This is a genomic window from ANME-2 cluster archaeon, from assembly GCA_014237145.1.
In the GTDB taxonomy this organism is placed as follows: Archaea; Halobacteriota; Methanosarcinia; order Methanosarcinales; family Methanocomedenaceae; genus Methanocomedens_A.
In genome coordinates this window covers 74,517-92,511 of record JAAXOC010000065.1, presented here as the reverse complement: position 1 = coordinate 92,511, position 17,995 = coordinate 74,517, and the positions used below count along the sequence as shown (strand labels likewise).

At 40.9% G+C, this 17,995-nt stretch carries 10 protein-coding genes and 2 pseudogenes; 5 read left to right on the top strand and 7 right to left on the bottom strand.

The genetic code is table 11. The annotated features are described in order from the left end of the window. Positions 1-101: 101 nt before the first annotated feature. The 3 genes and pseudogenes from HF974_08715 to ppk2 all read left to right on the top strand — a co-directional run bounded on the left by HF974_08715 (position 102) and on the right by ppk2 (position 3,670). On the top strand, positions 102-461 hold the full coding sequence (locus HF974_08715; GenBank protein MBC2698395.1) for a hypothetical protein: 360 nt from the start codon (positions 102-104) through the stop codon (positions 459-461). A 140-nt stretch (positions 462-601) separates the two neighbouring features. Beyond that, positions 602-1,390 (top strand): annotated as a pseudogene (locus HF974_08710) (acyltransferase). Between the two features lie 1,380 nt (positions 1,391-2,770). After that, positions 2,771-3,670: a polyphosphate kinase 2 gene (gene ppk2, locus HF974_08705; protein MBC2698394.1), complete on the top strand. Its 900-nt coding sequence runs from the start codon at positions 2,771-2,773 to the stop codon at positions 3,668-3,670. A 367-nt stretch (positions 3,671-4,037) separates the two neighbouring features. Here ppk2 and HF974_08700 read toward each other — a convergent pair whose 3' ends face one another. From HF974_08700 to HF974_08675, 6 genes and pseudogenes are all read right to left on the bottom strand, one after another. Continuing rightward, a complete protein-coding gene (locus tag HF974_08700) occupies positions 4,038-5,417 on the bottom strand; it encodes a YfcE family phosphodiesterase (protein ID MBC2698393.1) in 1,380 nt (459 codons plus the stop codon). Between the two features lie 39 nt (positions 5,418-5,456). Beyond that, a complete protein-coding gene (locus HF974_08695) occupies positions 5,457-6,203 on the bottom strand; it encodes an AAA family ATPase (GenBank protein ID MBC2698392.1) in 747 nt (248 codons plus the stop codon). Next, positions 6,200-7,777, bottom strand: coding sequence for a CHAD domain-containing protein (locus HF974_08690; protein ID MBC2698391.1), 1,578 nt, complete (start codon positions 7,775-7,777; stop codon positions 6,200-6,202). Before HF974_08690 ends, HF974_08695 begins: the two co-directional genes overlap by 4 nt. Before the next feature lie 29 nt (positions 7,778-7,806). Continuing rightward, positions 7,807-9,954: a polyphosphate kinase 1 gene (ppk1, locus tag HF974_08685; protein ID MBC2698390.1), complete on the bottom strand. Its 2,148-nt coding sequence runs from the start codon at positions 9,952-9,954 to the stop codon at positions 7,807-7,809. Further along, positions 9,951-10,523, bottom strand: coding sequence for a class IV adenylate cyclase (gene cyaB / locus HF974_08680; protein MBC2698389.1), 573 nt, complete (start codon positions 10,521-10,523; stop codon positions 9,951-9,953). The genes ppk1 and cyaB overlap by 4 nt, the downstream gene beginning before the upstream one ends. A gap of 286 nt (positions 10,524-10,809) precedes the next feature. Continuing rightward, positions 10,810-11,181 (bottom strand): annotated as a pseudogene (locus tag HF974_08675) (IS630 family transposase). A gap of 161 nt (positions 11,182-11,342) precedes the next feature. On the opposite strand from HF974_08675, the gene HF974_08670 reads away from it, so the two are divergent. Beyond that, positions 11,343-13,442, top strand: coding sequence for a hypothetical protein (locus HF974_08670; GenBank protein ID MBC2698388.1), 2,100 nt, complete (start codon positions 11,343-11,345; stop codon positions 13,440-13,442). 113 nt (positions 13,443-13,555) lie between these two features. Here HF974_08670 and HF974_08665 read toward each other — a convergent pair whose 3' ends face one another. Continuing rightward, positions 13,556-13,780 (bottom strand): hypothetical protein, encoded by a 225-nt coding sequence (locus tag HF974_08665; protein MBC2698387.1) that lies wholly within the window; start codon positions 13,778-13,780, stop codon positions 13,556-13,558. A gap of 1,112 nt (positions 13,781-14,892) precedes the next feature. Between HF974_08665 and HF974_08660 the strand changes: the two genes are divergently transcribed. After that, the gene (locus HF974_08660; protein MBC2698386.1) at positions 14,893-17,901 is read left to right on the top strand and encodes a hypothetical protein; all 3,009 of its coding nucleotides are present in this window, start codon (positions 14,893-14,895) and stop codon (positions 17,899-17,901) included. Positions 17,902-17,995: the final 94 nt, after the last annotated feature.

The window sequence follows — 17,995 nt, the reverse complement described above, 5'->3', positions numbered from 1 at the left end:
GAGAATGGATACTGTGCCCGAGTAAAAACTGGTCCCCAATTTTTTGGCTCCCTGAACTCTTCGTCGTTGTGGATGTGAATGTGGAGCGGATGTAGATTTCGATGTGTATTCGGGTACGGCGCAGAAGATCCGGTATGCCCATGCGCAGGGTTTTCCTGTGTACTGGCTGCACACGGATTGATTCAGATAAATCTTCAATCAAAGATTTTGATAAATCTTCAATCGAAGATTCTGATAAATCTTCAATCGAAGATTCTGATAAATCTTCAATCGAAGATTCTGATAAATCTTCAATCGAAGATTCTGATGATAAATCTTCAATCGAAGATTCTGATAAATCTTCAATCGAAGATTCTGATAAATCTTCAATCGAAGATTCTGATAAATCTTCAATCGAAGATTCTGATAAATCTTCAATCGAAGATTCTGATAAATCTTCTGTCGAAATAACTGGTTTTTAAGATAGTATATATTCTGGTAAACAGCAGGAAAGAAACCAAAACGCTTTATATTCTCTTGATGTTGAATAAACAAATCATTCCGGAGTTAAACGTAAATGGAAGATTTGTTGAAAACGTTTACCATTCCCGATAATACTATAATGGAAGAACATTCCATTGTTACTACCGGAGGAGCCATTATAGGCAACCATACCGTTATGGGTTTTGGCATTATTGCTGATTCGGTCATTGCCGGGGAAAGGGTCAGGATCAATGGGAATGTCATAGGGACCGAAGAAGTAAGGATCGATATGTGGTCCCAGGTGAATGGTGATGTCAGGACCAAGAATGATGCATATATCGGTGAATTTGTCAATATAGTTGGAAAACTGATCGTAGGCAAAGACCTGGATATTGGCAAGGATGTAAAAATAAACGGAGGCTATGAAGCCAGAGGCTGGATAGTTGTCAGGAATCCCATCCCGGTGATCATTTACATTTTCCTGTACCTGACAGAATTAATTCGGATGGGGAAAGACGAAGAAGTTGATAATGCCCTGAAAAATCTGTTTTCCGATGAAAGTGATGACCTAGAGGAAGATAAACTACTTATCATTCCCAGCGGTTCGAAGATCGACCTTGAATCAATTAAGGTTCCTGATAAAGCTGTTATTGGCAGTGGCTGCCGGATGATGGGGAATATCAGGGCTTCCTCAATTGTGATGGGGAACAATAATACCCTGTTCGGCAGTATCAAGACTACCAATGAGATAGTCATTGGTGAAGGTAATACCATACACGGAAACCTTGTGACCAGGGGTGATGTGCATATCAATAAAGACTCACATATCCTGGGTGAGATCAATGGCGGTAAGATCATTATCCACGAGGAAGCCAGGGTGGACGGGGCTATGCGGGCTGCCAATGGCGTGTTAATTACCAGGGATGAGATGGAAGAGGAATACAAAACAGGTGGTCTGCTGGATATGGTGCCAGAGCCTACCGTACCAAAGAAGACGAAATCTACTTCTGATAAGATAAAGGCAGATGAAACGGGCCCTGGTAAAGCAGTAGAAGAAACCATTGCAACCGGATCAGGAATCGGGATGGGGGCCGGGGCACCAGAGGCTGTTAGTTATGACATCCCGGCAAAAAGAATGACAACCGCCATTAGACTGGGCGATATTATAAAACCCGTGCCTGTAAAAAAGAAAACGACAACAAGGACTGCTCCTGCTAAGAAGAAAACGACAACAAGGACCACTCCTGTTAAGAAGAAAACGACAACAAGGACTGCTCCTGCTAAGAAGAAAACAACAACAAGGACCACTCCTGCTAAAAAGAAACCGACAACAAGAACTACTGCTGCTGAGAAGAAACCGACAACAAGAACTACTGCTGCTGAGAAGAAAACGACAACCAGGGCGACTGCCGCTGAAAAGAAAACGACGGCCAGGACGGCTGCCGCTGAGAAGGAAAAGACAAACAAGGAGATAAACACTTCTGAAAAGACTGCTACTGACACGAAAACAAAGCCAAAAAAGACAGCAGCTAAGAAAAAAACAACAATAAAAAAGGCTACTGCTAAATAAAAAACATCGGCTGCTGAAAGTAGCACAGATAAAAAAAAGCCCAAAAGAAGACGGATATTAAACTTGAGTTTTAAAGATCCACTAAAAACAATAACAAGCAAACCAATTTGTGTAGTCCTGATTAAAACATTAATCCGCAAGCAACCGATTTACCTACTTTCCCATAAATATCCCCTAATCCATCAAAGAGAGCAACCTGTCTTATTTTGCATCCATCTTCTCAACCACCAAATCAACCTTGACATCTGTCTTCCCCTGCACAAGGGCAGGACGAATTCCCCCCAGACTCCTCCACAAGTCGTTTAAGGCTCAAGGATGTTACATTTCCATTCCAAATATCTGTAGAAAATCATCCCAATAATATGCAAGAAAATGTGTGCCCTGATGGAGTACACCCACAAACAACGGAAAATTAGTAGAGTAACACTATTTAAAGTTTACGCCTTTCCAAATGAGACTTTTTGATTTGTTCTGGAAATACCATATTTGTTTATATAGTTTGGGAAATACTTAAATGTCGATCAGGAAATAATAACAATTCTTTGGCCCAACTGGAAACATTTTAAATAATCCTCAATACAGTAAAATACATAGGCAGAAGGTGGACGTTGGATTATAATCTGTATCTGGAGATCGTAATCCCCTGAAATAAGGAAATGAATATAATGAAAAAGAACAGGAGAAAATATGGCAAGTATAAGTGTTTATCACATGGCTACATACTTAAGGGGGTAAAAGATGACAATAAAGAACAACAATGAAAAATCTGAATTAAAAGTGAAATTAGCTGAATATACTGCCATCAAAAATATTGACATGGTGCAAAAGAATAACAGAGTTAGTGTATGGGTAAAAAAGAGTACCCTTGAATATGAAAAAGAACTGCGCAATCTGCAGACCGAACTTATAAAGGTGCAAAACCATGTCAAGACTCATGGACTGCGCATTCTGGTATTGTTTGAAGGACGGGATGCTGCCGGGAAAGGGGGCACGATAAAGAGATTTACCGAACATATGAATCCACGGGGTATGCGGGTTGTGGCCCTCGAAAAGCCCAGCGACAGGGAACAAACTCAATGGTATTTTCAACGATACGTCCAGCATCTACCATCAGCAGGAGAGATTGTATTGTTTGATCGCAGCTGGTACAACCGGGCAATGGTTGAACCTGTGATGGAATTCTGCACCGATGAGCAGAATAAACGCTTCTTAAAGGATGTTCCTCTCTTCGAACAATTGCTTGTAAAAGATGGAATTTTTCTATTCAAGTTTTATTTCTCAGTCTCTAAAGATGAACAGGTAAGACGATTTGATGCAAGAAAGATCGATCCGCTAAAGCACTACAAGGTCTCCCGTGTTGATGAGATGGCACAGGAAATGTGGGATCAGTACACTATAAAAAAATTCCAGATGCTTAGTGAAACAAACCGAACCATTGTTCCCTGGACAATTATCCGATCCGACAACAAGAAAAAAGCGAGACTCAACTGTATCAAATATATACTATATAACCTGGATTACGAAGGTAAGGTTCATGAAAGTAAACTCGAGACAGATCCGGAGATCGTGATTTCGGGTATTGATGAACTCAAACACATGGAAGATAATCTGTTAAAACCGATCGAATTGCCGGGATGATTGTGATAGAAGTGCTAATTATGCTATCCTGGGTTCCAGATATTTTAATAGCTGTATCAACTTCAAAAAGCATGGTATTTTGACCGGATTTACAGGATTTACAGGATGTTGACATTGCGGTATATCCTGTCGATCCTGTTAATCCTGTCTAATAATTTTTAAATTACCCTTAGATTTGAAGTGGATACTAATAGCTTAAATCTGCAGATTGTCCCTGCTAAAGACATGATCACCCAGCCTGACGATCTCCTCCCTTCCCGCAAAATGGCGTACGCCTGATTTGCCTTGATCCTCACAACTGACATGTGTATCGAGTTTGTTCCAGGATCAATGAAAGCAAGGACCCGGTCGTCTGGTCTCAATTCTTCTAAATCCATTTTACGATAAGTTTTTTCCCAACAGTGCTTTCAAACAGGTCTTTCTTCCTGGGGATCGACTTTTGCTCAAGACTTGTATCGTTTGAGACAAAACATTTCAGCATAACGCTATTGGAGTCTATCTTCAGATCAATGTTCGTAACGACTGACGAATGCGAAGCATCCATACCATCAGCGATCCTTAAGATTGATGCGAGAATCCTGACTTTCTGTTTGTTGTCCTGGCTCATGGCTGCAAAATGAAAATGGCTGTTCTTTGGATGTGCTTTTCTGTGGTATCGCGCAATACTGCCTATGAGGTATCTCTCATCTGATGTGAACGGAAATTCCTGGTCGTTCAGTATCAATCTCAGTGAGGATTTGTGATGTCCTTTCGGACCCTGTGACCACCCGATATCATGGAGAATTGCGGCACACCCCAGCCAGTAGCGTTCCTCTTGACCCAGAAGATGCATATCTCCCATTTTATCAAAGAGCTCAAGTGACAACTTTCTAACAGTATCAGAATGCTCAGGATCAGAATTATACTTCAGGGCAATCTCCCGTATCTTACCTGATCTCTTTTTATACCCCAATTTCTTTCCCCTCTCTTTTATCCTATCCTCATCTTCAATGACGGCATCCAGCGAAACACCACGGAGAAACATCTGTGCAAAGTTCTCCGGAAGTCCCCTATCTCGTATCGAATCCGCTGCACTCTCTACATCATAATCAACCTTAATAAGATTAATGGAAAGAGAGCTTATATCCATGATGGCATAATTAGCCCTATTATCACCATCATCTGGTCTTCCAACACTCCCGGGGTTTATGAACGTAACACCATTTATTGTTCGTTTGAACTGAAGATGCGAATGCCCCATGATGACAACGTCTGCATCGGCAATTAAAGCAAGCTCGCTCATCCTTTCGTCGGTTGTGTCGGGTGTGATGTGCTCATCGATTGATTCAGGGCTTCCATGCACCATCAAGATACTTTTGTCACCTGTACAGATCCTCATCTCACGATCAAGTGAGCGAAGATAACTGACAGAAGATCCTGAAAGGTTTTTGCCTGCGTAATCAAAGGCTATCTGCTTTTCATTCTTGATATGCGCTCGTTTTTTCTCTTTTCTTTTTTTCAGCACTTTCAAATCGTAGTTACCGATAATGCTAAGGACATTCTCTGATGATAGCTTCAAAACCACCTCCTCAGGAAATGCCCCATATCCAAGAAAGTCCCCTGCATTTAAAAAACATTCTACGCCACGACTTTTCGCATCCTCCATTACTGCATTTAAGGCATGGAGGTTGGCGTGTACATCTGAAATTATCGCGATTTCAGGATGATCTTTGGCAGATATGATCAAAGGATTGATCACCTTATACATGTTCCCACTCGTAATTCATGATTCTCCTCCCTTTCACTTTTATTCCCTGCTGATAATCTCTTTCAGCTCATTCCAGAGTTCCACAAAAGATGCTGCAGCTTTTGAGCGGGCTTGCGTGCATGCAACCGGCTGGCGGTGAATTCCCATCTTCTCGATGTCAGCGGCATATGGAACCTGGCTTTTCAGGAAATGCTTGTCTACTTCCATCTCCCTGATGATCTCCTTATGTATCGTTTTCTGTTGTTCCACCATTGAGAAGAACGCGACGATCCCGGATTGGTCGAGTTTGGATTTATTGAAGAATTTCAGCAGATTATCATAAGTGAGCCTGGAAAGGGTGGTTGGGACAAACGGGAGGATGATATAGTCTGCGGCAAAAAAGACGTTCTCAGAGAGCAGGGTGATGTTTGGCGGACAGTCCAGGAATATATTATCGTATTCATCTTCGAATGGTGTTAACACCTCTTTGAGCCATTTTATAGAGCGTTTCCTGTTGCTGAGTGCGATATCGAGCAACCGGTATGAAAAATCAGCAGGGAGGATATCCAGATTTGCGTAATCACTTCCGCGAATGGTTCTATCAACCTTTTTACCGCCTTCTAACAGTTTTTCGGAATTGAACTTTTTGGGCGTTCGCACCCTGAAGTAGTATGACGCCGAACCTTGCGGGTCCAGGTCGCAGAGCAATGTCTTGTACCCGTCACTGGACGAAAGGTATGCAAGGTTAACCGCTGCGGCCGTTTTCCCGACACCACCTTTTATACTGTAGAATGCCAAATTCGTCATGATATCACTTCCTTTTTTGCGGTCGTCCTGTCACCATCTTTGAAGAGTTGTTTAAAGAGCAAACTGTTCTTCTTTTGGCCAAAATGCCTGAACTGATCTGAAAACTCAGCCCGTACATGCTGCTGTCTTGTATTCAGGTTCATGATCAGTCCACCGATGGCAGCCGCAATGAGCATATTCTGATCTGATTTGGGGTCGATCGTATCAAGGTACTCTTTTAATGTATCCTGCTGCATCGAGAGGTCGTTGAACTCTCCTAAGTTGTCCTGGAATCGCTTCAGTTGTTTTGTCAGAAGTGCAATCTCATCAGAGGGGAACAGGGATGCGAAGAACTCCATGAGATAACGCAGTTTCTTGCACTGTATCCGCAGGTTATGAAGTTTTTCGTCAGGTGAATTATTGTCTATCTTTTCCCCGTCCTTCATGATCTTTGTGTACCGCCTCCTGATGAACTCTCTTGCAAGTGTTATCACAGGTTTTTCCGCGTTTGCAGGCATCCTTTCGTAATCCTCATTATAAACGAGGAATGCTTCCCAATCGGTGACAAGCTGCCTGTAAAAACCTGAGCAGAGCACTTCAGTAAATCCTTTTAGCTCTTTTTCCCGCTGTTTTTCCAGATATATAAAAAAAGGGTTGAGTCCCGGTCTGAGATCTTCGGGTAGCATGGCGAGGTACTCCTCCTTCGTGTGCAGGTACACATCCAGGTCTCTTAGTTTGTTTGAAGACTGGCCAAGCTCCCTGAAATCCTGTTTGAACCGATCAAGTTTTTCCAGAGGGAACACGTCTTTTATCTGGCTTATGGCAGAGCGCGTCCTGCGCCCGGAGACCCGGAAATCATGGAGAAACTCGGTGTCCATATCACTGATAACCCCTTCCTCGTTCTGTGTCATGATGTTTAGCAGGTAGAGGAGGATCTTCCTTGTAGCCACACTCCCGTTCATGTCTCTTGTGAGGGCGACCTTCATTTTAGAGCTGTAATCCCCTGGTTTTCTTTGGGTCAGCTTGAGCATCATGTTAAATAAATTCTCACAGGGCTCAGCTACTTTAATCCCCTCAATAAACTGATGAAAATCACGAAACTCCTTCCAGTAGCCACGGACTGGCGCAAGCGTGATAGTACGGATGGTTTCCTGAATGGGGACGTCTGTGCTTTTATTGATCTCGTCGAGATAGACCCACAGTACCGTTTTTTCATCTTTGTTCAGGATATGGAGTTTTTCGCTCCTCTTCTCAATTTCTAAAAACGGCAGAAGTGCCCTGACATCCAAGCACGTCTTAAGCAACGCCGCTATCTCGCAATCAGGAAAGTCCCACCAGAACTGTGCTACGTCCTTATGCTCCCATGGGCACTCTGCAATCACTTTAGAGGATTCCAGGTCCTTTAAGCAAAATGTACCATCCTGCTTCAAGAGAACGAGATTCCCGTTATAGAGGAGCCAGTCAAAGGAATCAAAATAGCTCTCTTGCACAGTGGAGGGCGGGTCATGAGCAAACTGGTATGATTCTGATATTGTACGGATCAGGTCTTGGTGATCCTGGTCTTCAAGCAGCGTAAAAGTTATACTTTTCTCCATTCCCATTACTCCTTTTCAAAAATCAGGAATCATGTGTCACCATGCCAGATTCCCCGGTGTTCTATCAGCCATTTCTGCGAGTCTATACGTTCATCATCAGGGCCCGGTATTATACGTTCATAAGTACCATCAGATAAAAGTCTCCTTGCTTTTACGTTATCTTTCAGATGAATATTTAACATGTACTCGATTATTATCTCTTTGAGTTCCGGGTCCGGGACAATAAGGAGTACTTCAACCCTTTTATTGAGGTTTCTTGGCATCATGTCCGCACTACCTATCAACACCTCATCAGCTCCACCGTTCCTGAAGTAGTAGACCCTTGAATGTTCAAGAAATCGCCCGAGTATCGAGGTTACGGTTATATTTTCACTTACGCCTTTTACACCCGGTCTCAATGCGCACAGACCCCGAACGTTGAGATTGATTATCACACCAGCCATCGACGCCCTATAGAGCGCCTGAATTATACCCTTATCAACAAGACCGTTTAATTTGAGGGCTATGTATCCGTCTCCTGTCTGTTCATGAGCATGTATCTCCCGGTTGATACGATCAATAATCTCTCTTCGAAGCGTCGCCGGAGCAACCACGAGATGTTTATAATCATCCTTCTTCGAATATCCTGTGAGCAGGTTAAAGACCTCTGCAAGTTCTGCTCCGATTTCGGGACTTGCGGTAAGGTAAACGATATCCGCATAAGTTGTTGACGTGACAGCATTGAAGTTACCAGCACTTACAAGCGAATAATGCACGATTTTCCCACTATGCTTTCGAACGATAAGAAGTATCTTTGCATGTACCTTGAGATCCTCAAGCCCATAAATCACATGCACACCAGCATCCTCAAGAACCTTCGCCCAACCAATATTTTTCTCCTCATCGAATTTTGCCTTCAACTCCACGAGTACTGTTACGGCTTTACCCTTCTTTCTTGCATGTAAGAGGGCAGCTATGACCGGTGATTTTTTACCAACCCTGTACATCGTGGTCTTGATTGCTAAAACATCCGGATCTTCTGCTGCCTGCTTAAGTGGGTTCACTATCGTATTGAAGCTATCATAAGGGTGATAAAAGACCCAGTCCCGCTTTTCTATCACAGAAAAGATATCCCTCCCCTCATAAAAAGCAGGTGGGGTGTATGGCATGAAAGGTACATCCTTAAGATCAGGTCTATCTATGTCAAGAAACTGCCAGAAATCAACACTAGATAGTGGCAGATTAACCTTATACACAAGATCGTCAGTAAGCATGAAATTGCGAATAAAGAGTTTCTTTAATTTATCAGGCATCGATCCATCGATCTCCAGTCTCACAGGAAAACCTGTCCTTCTTGACTCTATGCCCAACTCCATTGCAGTTAGAAGATCTGATGCAAAATCATCTGTTATCTTTATCTCTGCATTCCTGGTCATCCTGAACGGGCAGGTGGCAACAACTTTTAAGCCTGGAAATAATTTAGTAATCTCTGACGCAATGATATCTTCAATAAAAACAAGATTTATCTCTTTTTCTAATTTAATTTCATTTTTGGGTTTTTTTCTTCTGCCTGGTATCTCAACCAGTCTTGGAAAGAGATCAGTTGGTATCTTAATCCGGGCATACTTCTCACCGTTCTTAAGATCACTGACGATTACGGCAAGGTTTAAGCTGATGTTTGAGATGAAAGGGAAGGGATGTGCAAAATCCATAGCAAGAGGCGTAAGGGTCGGAAAGATAGTATTATCGAAATAATCCCTGACATAATTGCGTTGATCCTTATCAAGATCTTCAACCTTTTTAATTACGATACCAGCATTTAATAAATCCGGGAGTATCTCTTCATTCCAGCATTTTGAGTATCTCTTCAGAAGCTTTTTAACCTCTATTCTTATGGCAGCAAGCTGTTCGTATGGTGTCATGCCATCAGGTGGTGCTTTAAGAGCACCTTTTAACGCCTGTCGCCTCAAACCCGAAACCCGCACCATAAAAAATTCATCGAGACCACTACCACAAATCGCAAGGAACTTAATCCGCTCCAAAAGCGGGTGTGCCCTGTCATTTACTTCCTCAAGTATCCGCTCATTCAGTTTTATCCAGCTCAATTCCCTGTTAATGAAGAGTGATGGATCATCAAGCAGTCTTAATTCTTCTTCCGTGGCAACGACCTGTTCAATTCCATCATCACTTTTACTCATAAGATATCATATTCTCCTGAAATATTGTTTGATTCCTCTTTCACATCAAGGAGCATCTCCAGATATGACCTCTGGCTTATTTCATCTGTTGAGAGTCCGAGTTTTTTAATAAGCTTGAATATCTCATCCTTCTGCTCCTTAAACTCCTCAGCATTGTTTGCTTTACCTTCAACTTCTATGAATTTCCCCAGTCCATCCACGTTATCCAGTGTGATTACCAAATCTTTAAGATTATATGTTTTCCTGAGTTTCTTCACTTGACACAGCTCATAAAAACCAAGTTCATCGAGTATTTTTATCATTTCACTGGCAGATTCTATCCGTATCTCAATTTCTTCCCTGCTCGTTGTCTTATCATCTTTTTTAGGTCCCTTGTACGTTAACCTGTACTTCCCATTAGCATCCCTGACCCGAAGAGCAGCCCCGCCACTTAAAATCTGCGAATTCGGATAACCAAAATAAAGATCTATCTCGGTTTTTTCTCCTTTATATTCCCCTTTAAGTTCTTTTATCCGCTCCTCTTTGTGATCTATACTGTCTATCTTCAGCTTTGCCTCCACCTCTATCATAGACAAATCAACTACTCATATTACTATCAATTTTTTGGTTTCGTTTTTTAGGTCTTTGACATACGGGAGGAAGTATATCAGTTACTTTTTGTGTTTTTGTTTAGGAGACTTTTTATTTCCTTCTGGTCTTTTGAATTATAACCCAAGTTTCCCACCCAAAAATTAAAATCCCTATCGTATGGCTACATGCCTCCAAAATTTCTGCTATTTGTTGGTCGTAATTCTCAACACTTCAATGATTAGTTTATACAATTGTGTTTCTTTTTTTTATGAATCTAGTGTCAAGTCAATCATCAAGTGTCGGATAAAGTCTAGATAACTTAATCCTTGCATCCTCAGTTGTAAATTGCCAATTAACTTTCGCATTTTTATTATTTCTGTATTTTTGCCATGCCAGTACCTCTTTCCCGACAACCTTAATGTCATCGATTCTTCTGTTTAAACACTGCCCATTGAGCACGTTCAACTCAATCTCAGCCATATTCAACCAACTTCCATGCTTTGGAGTGTATACAAACTCGAATCAGTCCAATATTGCCTTTGCCTTATCCGACTGAAACGTCTCATAGAGCGATCCTGGAACGTGTGTGTTCAGATTGTCCATCACCAACGTTATTTTTTCTGCTGTTTCGTATTGATCCTCAATCTTCTCTAGAAAACTTACATGAAATTCTTCGAATAACATGCACAAAAAGATGAAAGAACCCAAGGGTACTTTCATGCTAAATAATAAAAAGTCTCTCATTGCAAACCGACATCCACCAAAACAAGGATTGAAACATAAACCATATATCGTTTAACCTCACTAAAATGTCACGAATGAGTGAGATCAGGGAGATTCCCGGTATAGGTGAAAAGACAGCCATGCGCCTTATTAAGCATTTCGGGTCAGAGGATGCTGTACTGGATGCATTTCAGCGGCATGACGTGGCTGCTATTGCAGGTGCTCCCGGTGTTGGACAGAAGAATGCTGTGACTCTTATACAGGGATTTATTTTCAGGGACGAGAACTTCTCACCAGATGATTTCCTAAAAACGAAAGAGGCATGGCGTGTCTACACGGGACTGCTTGATATCATACGCTCATACGCCAGCACCCCATATGCAAAGGATAAGCTGAATATTTATTTTCCCCTGCCTTCCTCGAAAAAAGAAAAGATCATGTCAGTAATGAGCGGTGTTTCTAAAGCATGCCTGATGGTCAACGGGATCGCTGCAGTCGAAAACGGTATCGTAGACCTGAAAAAAGCACTAAAAGGTGTAAGGCCCATAAAAGGAACACCCTTAAAAAAAGTACGGGACAGGGTGCTGGTAGCAGCAGACCACGATGAATATGAGAAAGCTTTGGCGGGTTTTAGACACGCAATAGACGTGATACTGGCAGGCTCACCCAGGGAACTTGCAGATGCAACAGCAGCGTACCACCACGTTACGGCCTCAATGAAACTCGAAGGTGTGGACCTGCCTTATAGTGCAAATATCACATATGCAGACCTGGAGGCACTGGAAGCGTGGGAGGTTGTCCCTGAACTGGAGATCACTTTATTTTCAGGCAACCTCACATCTATTACATCGGCTGCATATGCCTATGACCTGGTCATCGATACTAAAAGCCGTTTCTTTTCCAGTATCAAACGATCCGATGTCAGCCGTCTTGAGACTATACTGGATGGATTGGCAGATGATGGTGGGGTCAGGACAGGTTTTGACCCTGATGTAGACAGAATACAATCGGCTCTGGAACAACTGGATGGCACAATAAAGTCTGCCGAAAAAAATGCTGATACACGTTTCAAGGAATACCTTAACAGCAGTACCGTTACCCTGACAGGTAAGGACTTGCTGGATGCAATAGGTGGTGAGGTCAGGGACCTGCTGGACAGGGAGATGGCCGAACATTATAGGCAGATCATAAAAGAATCGGTCTTAGTTATTATTGAGGACCTGGATTTGAATCCTAAAGAAGGACTGTATCTGGATGGTCTTTTTTCCGATGACATCGTTACCACTATCCAGGCTGACATGGAGATAGTTGAACAGCTCAGGCAGTACCTCCATGCGGAACTGGCAAACCGTAACATGAAGATACTAAAGGAAACTGCCCGCAGCCTGTCAGAGCTTAAGGATACTGCCCGCCAGCTTGTATCTGAAGCCATGGAACTGGATATGTGGTTCGCTATCGGGCTCTTTGCAATGGACAGGGGGCTTGTTACCCCGCAGATAGTCGATGAGGCGGGAATTGATATCAAGAGCGGCATAAACCTGTTTCTTTCAGGCAATGTAGAGCCTGTCAATTATTCACTTGGAGACACAAAACGAAATTACGACAGAGATGGTTATTCACCTGAACAGGTGGCCGTACTTAGCGGGGTTAACTCGGGCGGCAAGACATCCACACTGGACCTTATCACCCAGACCATGATACTGTCCCATATGGGATTTCCTGTGCCTGCCGAAGCTGCAGTTGTTGGGTTAGTGGATGAGATGTATTATTTCGGTAAATCCGGTGGTACAATGGATGCCGGTGCTTTTGAGTCCACTATAAGGGAATTCTCTGTTGTATCGGGAACGGGTAAGATGGCAGTACTTGTGGATGAACTGGAATCCATCACCGAGCCGGGGGCATCAGCCAGGATAATCGGCGGCATACTTGAATCCCTTGCCCGTAATCCAAGGGCAATCGGTGTGTTCGTGAGTCACCTTGCAGAGAATATAATGGAACATACATCGGCACCTGTGCGGGTTGACGGCATCGAAGCACGGGGACTGGATAAGAACCTTAACCTGATCGTGGACCGGAACCCGAGGTATAATTATGTGGCTAAGAGCACACCTGAACTTATCGTAGAGAGATTAGTGAGGCAGGCAGATGGCGTTAAGGGGGATTTTTACCAACATCTTCTTGATAAATTCCAGTGAGGAAACAGTTCTGCATTTACCCCCCTGTTTCCACTGTATTTATCATGTATTTGAATTATTTACAAATATAGTAAGATTTCATGGTTGTCATACAAATAATTGCACCGGATAGTTCAAATGGTTTTTTGTGAAGTTATACCTAAAAGATATTTCCAAAGTGGCACAAACTGTATATTGAAACCTTTATAGACTTCCAATGCTTCACAATCTTCCGTTATTACAAAACCTGTATCAACGCCAAATTGATCCATGAATCTCAGAAGACCTTTCAGGTCACGCATCCTGATTTTTGAAGAATACTTGGACTCTATCGGCAATATCTGGGAACCATCCTGCAAAACAAAATCAACCTCTTTGTTTGCCTCACGCCAGAAAAGATTTGCTTTTGAAGCAAAATGAACAAGATTCTCTGCGACCTTTCCAATTGAAGCATCTGCAAGCGCAAGAGCGATACATGGATGTATAAGATAATATTTCTTAAATTTTCTTGTTCGTTAATACAAATTAACGAATAATATCATTATTCGTTAAATAAACTTAACGAATAACTGAAATATTACACTTTAGAATATCTAACAATCCCCAGGCATCAAACAGAACAAAGGCTTTTCCATCTGATCTGGTCTAACATATCCTTGACAGTCCTGCAGCCTTTGTTCACGTATAGGAAATTATACACTTTCCTATGGAGGCTGAAGACTTTTTATTATTTTCTGGTGGCAACCACATTTAAAATTCCTTTCTCGGATGACTGTTATATTAATGTACTATAATATTTAATAAAGTTTATATTTTGTGTAATTAATTATAATTTATGTCCAACGGATATATACATATTAATAAATCATTGACAAAAGACATAGAATACGGCCTTGGGACAAAACTGTCTAATATTTATCGATATTTTTATCAATAAGATGGAATATGTTATTATAATTTGGTTTAAATACTATTGTAATTCTATCCCATGTAACGTATTTGTAAGGCCAGCTTTTTTTCCTTATCATAATAATATTGTTGTTCATTAATATTATATACTTTGTGAAAAATTGTATATGCTGGAGACGTTTATTGTATTTTGATATATTAAATTAACATCTGAAAATGAAAGGGATATTGAATGATATTAAAATCTTATAATGATGGTTAGTGTCAAGTCAAGCGTAAAATGTCGTATTGATTCTTTTTAAATACGTCAGCGTCATATAAAATAGGGCAGATTGCAGCTATACGTTTCATAGTTGACTTGACATTAGAGTCATTCATTGATTGAAGTGTTAAATGAATTTTGTCCCAAAACCAACAATTTCGAAAATATTATATACTATAATAAAAATATGAGCATATATATTGGATATTTTGGTAAGATTACGTTCCATCTAGCAAAGAAAGTGAGTGAATTATGATTCTTAAAGAAATTAAAATTAACCATACCGCCGTAAGTAACAGCATGAATACACACAGGATATTGATTCTAATGCTCATGACCGCCTCCGTATGTTTGCTAAGTGCAGCAGTGGGCGCGGCGGAAGATGTGGATGTTACATTAGATCCCACTTTAAATAAAATCTCTGGAGAAACAGAAAACAAAGAAGTACTTAATTTGGAAAATGGATATACAATTAAAATAACAGACATTGACAAAGATTATCCATATAAAATCAGGTTAATTCTTGAAAAAGATAGTGTTGAACTTGACAATAAAATTATAGGGACTGAAAACGAATATTCCTGGAATAATAATGGGGATTATATTACTTTAAATGTGGAAATATTTGTTGGTACAAGCATGTATGTAGTTTTTTTCAATAATGTTTATCAAATCTCTGATGAAAATACTATCATAGACAATGAAACTTTTACCATAATTTACAGCAGCGGAAGTAGTGGGAGTTTGAATTTGAATGCCGCTGATTATAACAATATAGAAGGATTTCCGGCATTAAATGAAAATGTGTTACAGAGCTCAAGCTTTCCACCAGCATCGGGTTATTCCCTGGAATTCCTGAAAGAAAACTACAGCCTTACATTATTGGAACTGGATGTTGATGGAAATAAAGCATGGATATCATTATCCAATAATAGTGGAGAAGTTTATAATGAGGTCGTATCAGTCGGTGAATCATTTAACTACAATTCATTATTAAGCTTTAAACTTGATAAAGTATTTGTAGGCACATCGAGGAATTATATTGAAATTACTAATATTTATCAATATTCTGAAATTAATTCAAGTGTTATAGTCCAGAATGAATCTGCATTACTTCTTGGAGGATTAAATGGTAAGTTCATACTTACGGGAGGAGGACTCGAATGGCAACTTGAAGAAAATTACAAATTACATGCTATTGACATTGATATAGCTGGCCATTCCCGGGAGGCATTGTTGCTTATTACAAAAGATGGTACTCACGTTGATTATACAATAATTAATGTCAGTGATAGCTTTACTTATTATAAAAATGAAACCCTTATACTAACTGCTGACCTCGAAACGATCTTCAGTGGCGAAGGAGTATCTGTGGTCCGGCTGAATCATGTATATCAATATTCAGAGGACACTGGAGAAACATTGTTAAGTGATGCAATGCACCTTTATTCAGTAGGAGATACAAGGGAGGTTGAATGGCAACTTAACCAGAATTATTCCTTGTCTGCTATGGATATTGATTCTAAGGATACACCTCGTAAAGTCTGGCTCAGGTTAAATAAAGATGGAAACACCCTGGAAGATAAATTTGTATACTCAGGGGACAGTGCAATCTTTTATGATAGTGGTACGAAGATACTTGATTTAAATGTGGGAGCCATTTTTGATGGTAAGGAAGCAGACCTCGTTTTCATATCAGATGTCTACCAATATTCTGAAACTAAAAAGAAGGATATATTAATTGAAAATGAACCACATATTTTTATTTTTGGATCTGCAACAGGCAATGACTGGCAATTATATGAAAACTACACTCTTTCCTTCATGGATATTGACATCAAAGAAGATCCAAACCAGGTATGGTTGAGGATGAAAAAGAATGGGGTGCCAGTTGATGACAATGTTGTGGCTCAAAGTGGGGAATATAGATATTATAACAACAGCGTGTTGCTTTTTGAAGGGTACATAAAGTCAGCTTTTGGCGGCAGATACCTTGACATGTTGACACTTACTAATGCCAGTCAATATTCAGAAGTCGCCAGTACACCGTTAATTACAGATGCAACATATTCTTTTTATCCAGGAAATGTTGAAATTGTTATGGATTCAAATGAAAAACTGTCACTGGATGAAAATTATACAATCGTTCCGGTTGACGTCCAAGTATCATGGTATCCAGACTCAAGGTATTATAATACAGATGAATCACTTTGGCTGCGTTTATACAAAGATGACATAATGGTAGATGAGGTAATCCTTTTAGAAGGACAGGATTATTCACACTACAGTGGCAGTATAAAAATCATTTCCACAAAGTTAGATGTGATTTTCATGGGTATGACTACTGAAATTATTAAGTTCGAAGATTTTTATCAGTATTCTGAAGTAGATGGCTCATTGTTAAAGTATTATGATCGTTTGTTTTTACGATTAGGACGTTATTCTCCACCCAGTGCGCCAGCAATAACCAGCTTTGAACCAACGACACTCATCAGTGATTATTTAGGCGCAACAAGGAAATTTACTATATTCATGGATCAGAGTGTAAATGTCAACTGGTATATAAATGGAACAGAAATACAGTTTAATGAAAGTGTATCGAATGCAGAATATACCAATACAAGTGCGTCTGCCGGTACATGGATCATTAGTGCAATAGCTAACAATGCGAACGGTATTGCTACGCAAAACTGGACATGGACAGTGATGGCTGAAAATGAGAGTAGTAGTGAGTTTATCTCAATCGGATCAGCAAGCGCACCGACGAATTCAACAATAACGGTCCCGATCAGTGTTGCAAACGTCACTGACATTTCAGGAATATATCTTGAACTGCTCTACAATTCAAGTGTCGCAATCTTAAGCAGCGCCAGTACTAACGAGAGCTTTTCTGGTTCTGGCATCAACCTTAACGTTGACAATGTCGATGGTATCACAAGTATCGTGTTGACCAATTCAAATCTTATATCCACATCAGCAGAAACTCCTGTGATCGATATTACTTTTATTATCATTGGAGGATTTGGTAGTTCTACGTCCCTGGATCTACAGAACGTAGAATTCAGCGATGCTGAGTTTAATCCGTACACACCTGCAGTTGTGGTGGATGGTCAGATCACTGTTGGGATAAAGGGCGACTTCAACGGTAACGGCATGGTCGATATCGGCGATGTTGCAATGGTGGCATTCATGGTAGCCGGGAATGTGCCGGAAGACCTGAATGCTGATTTTAATGGAAACGGGCGCGTGGATATTGGAGATGCAGCTAAGATTGCGGCCTATCTGGAAGGGATTGTGAGTGAATTATGAACTGAAGTATTTCAAAAAAAGTCAGACATTCCAACGATACACCGAAACACAGCAGAGCTGCAGAGCATGACGGCGTGCCTTGAAGCATAAAAGA

What these genes read in the sequence shown, in the direction of transcription:
- HF974_08715 (MBC2698395.1), top strand. Translation starts at nt 102, where the DNA reads ATGTGTATTCGGGTACGGCGCAGAAGATCCGGTATGCCCATGCGCAGG.
- ppk2 (MBC2698394.1), top strand. Translation starts at nt 2,771, where the DNA reads ATGACAATAAAGAACAACAATGAAAAATCTGAATTAAAAGTGAAATTA.
- ppk1 (MBC2698390.1), bottom strand. Translation starts at nt 9,954, where the DNA reads ATGAGTAAAAGTGATGATGGAATTGAACAGGTCGTTGCCACGGAAGAA.
- HF974_08670 (MBC2698388.1), top strand. Translation starts at nt 11,343, where the DNA reads ATGAGTGAGATCAGGGAGATTCCCGGTATAGGTGAAAAGACAGCCATG.
- HF974_08700 (MBC2698393.1), bottom strand. Translation starts at nt 5,417, where the DNA reads ATGTATAAGGTGATCAATCCTTTGATCATATCTGCCAAAGATCATCCT.
- HF974_08660 (MBC2698386.1), top strand. Translation starts at nt 14,893, where the DNA reads ATGAATACACACAGGATATTGATTCTAATGCTCATGACCGCCTCCGTA.
- HF974_08695 (MBC2698392.1), bottom strand. Translation starts at nt 6,203, where the DNA reads ATGACGAATTTGGCATTCTACAGTATAAAAGGTGGTGTCGGGAAAACG.
- HF974_08690 (MBC2698391.1), bottom strand. Translation starts at nt 7,777, where the DNA reads ATGGAGAAAAGTATAACTTTTACGCTGCTTGAAGACCAGGATCACCAA.
- cyaB (MBC2698389.1), bottom strand. Translation starts at nt 10,523, where the DNA reads ATGATAGAGGTGGAGGCAAAGCTGAAGATAGACAGTATAGATCACAAA.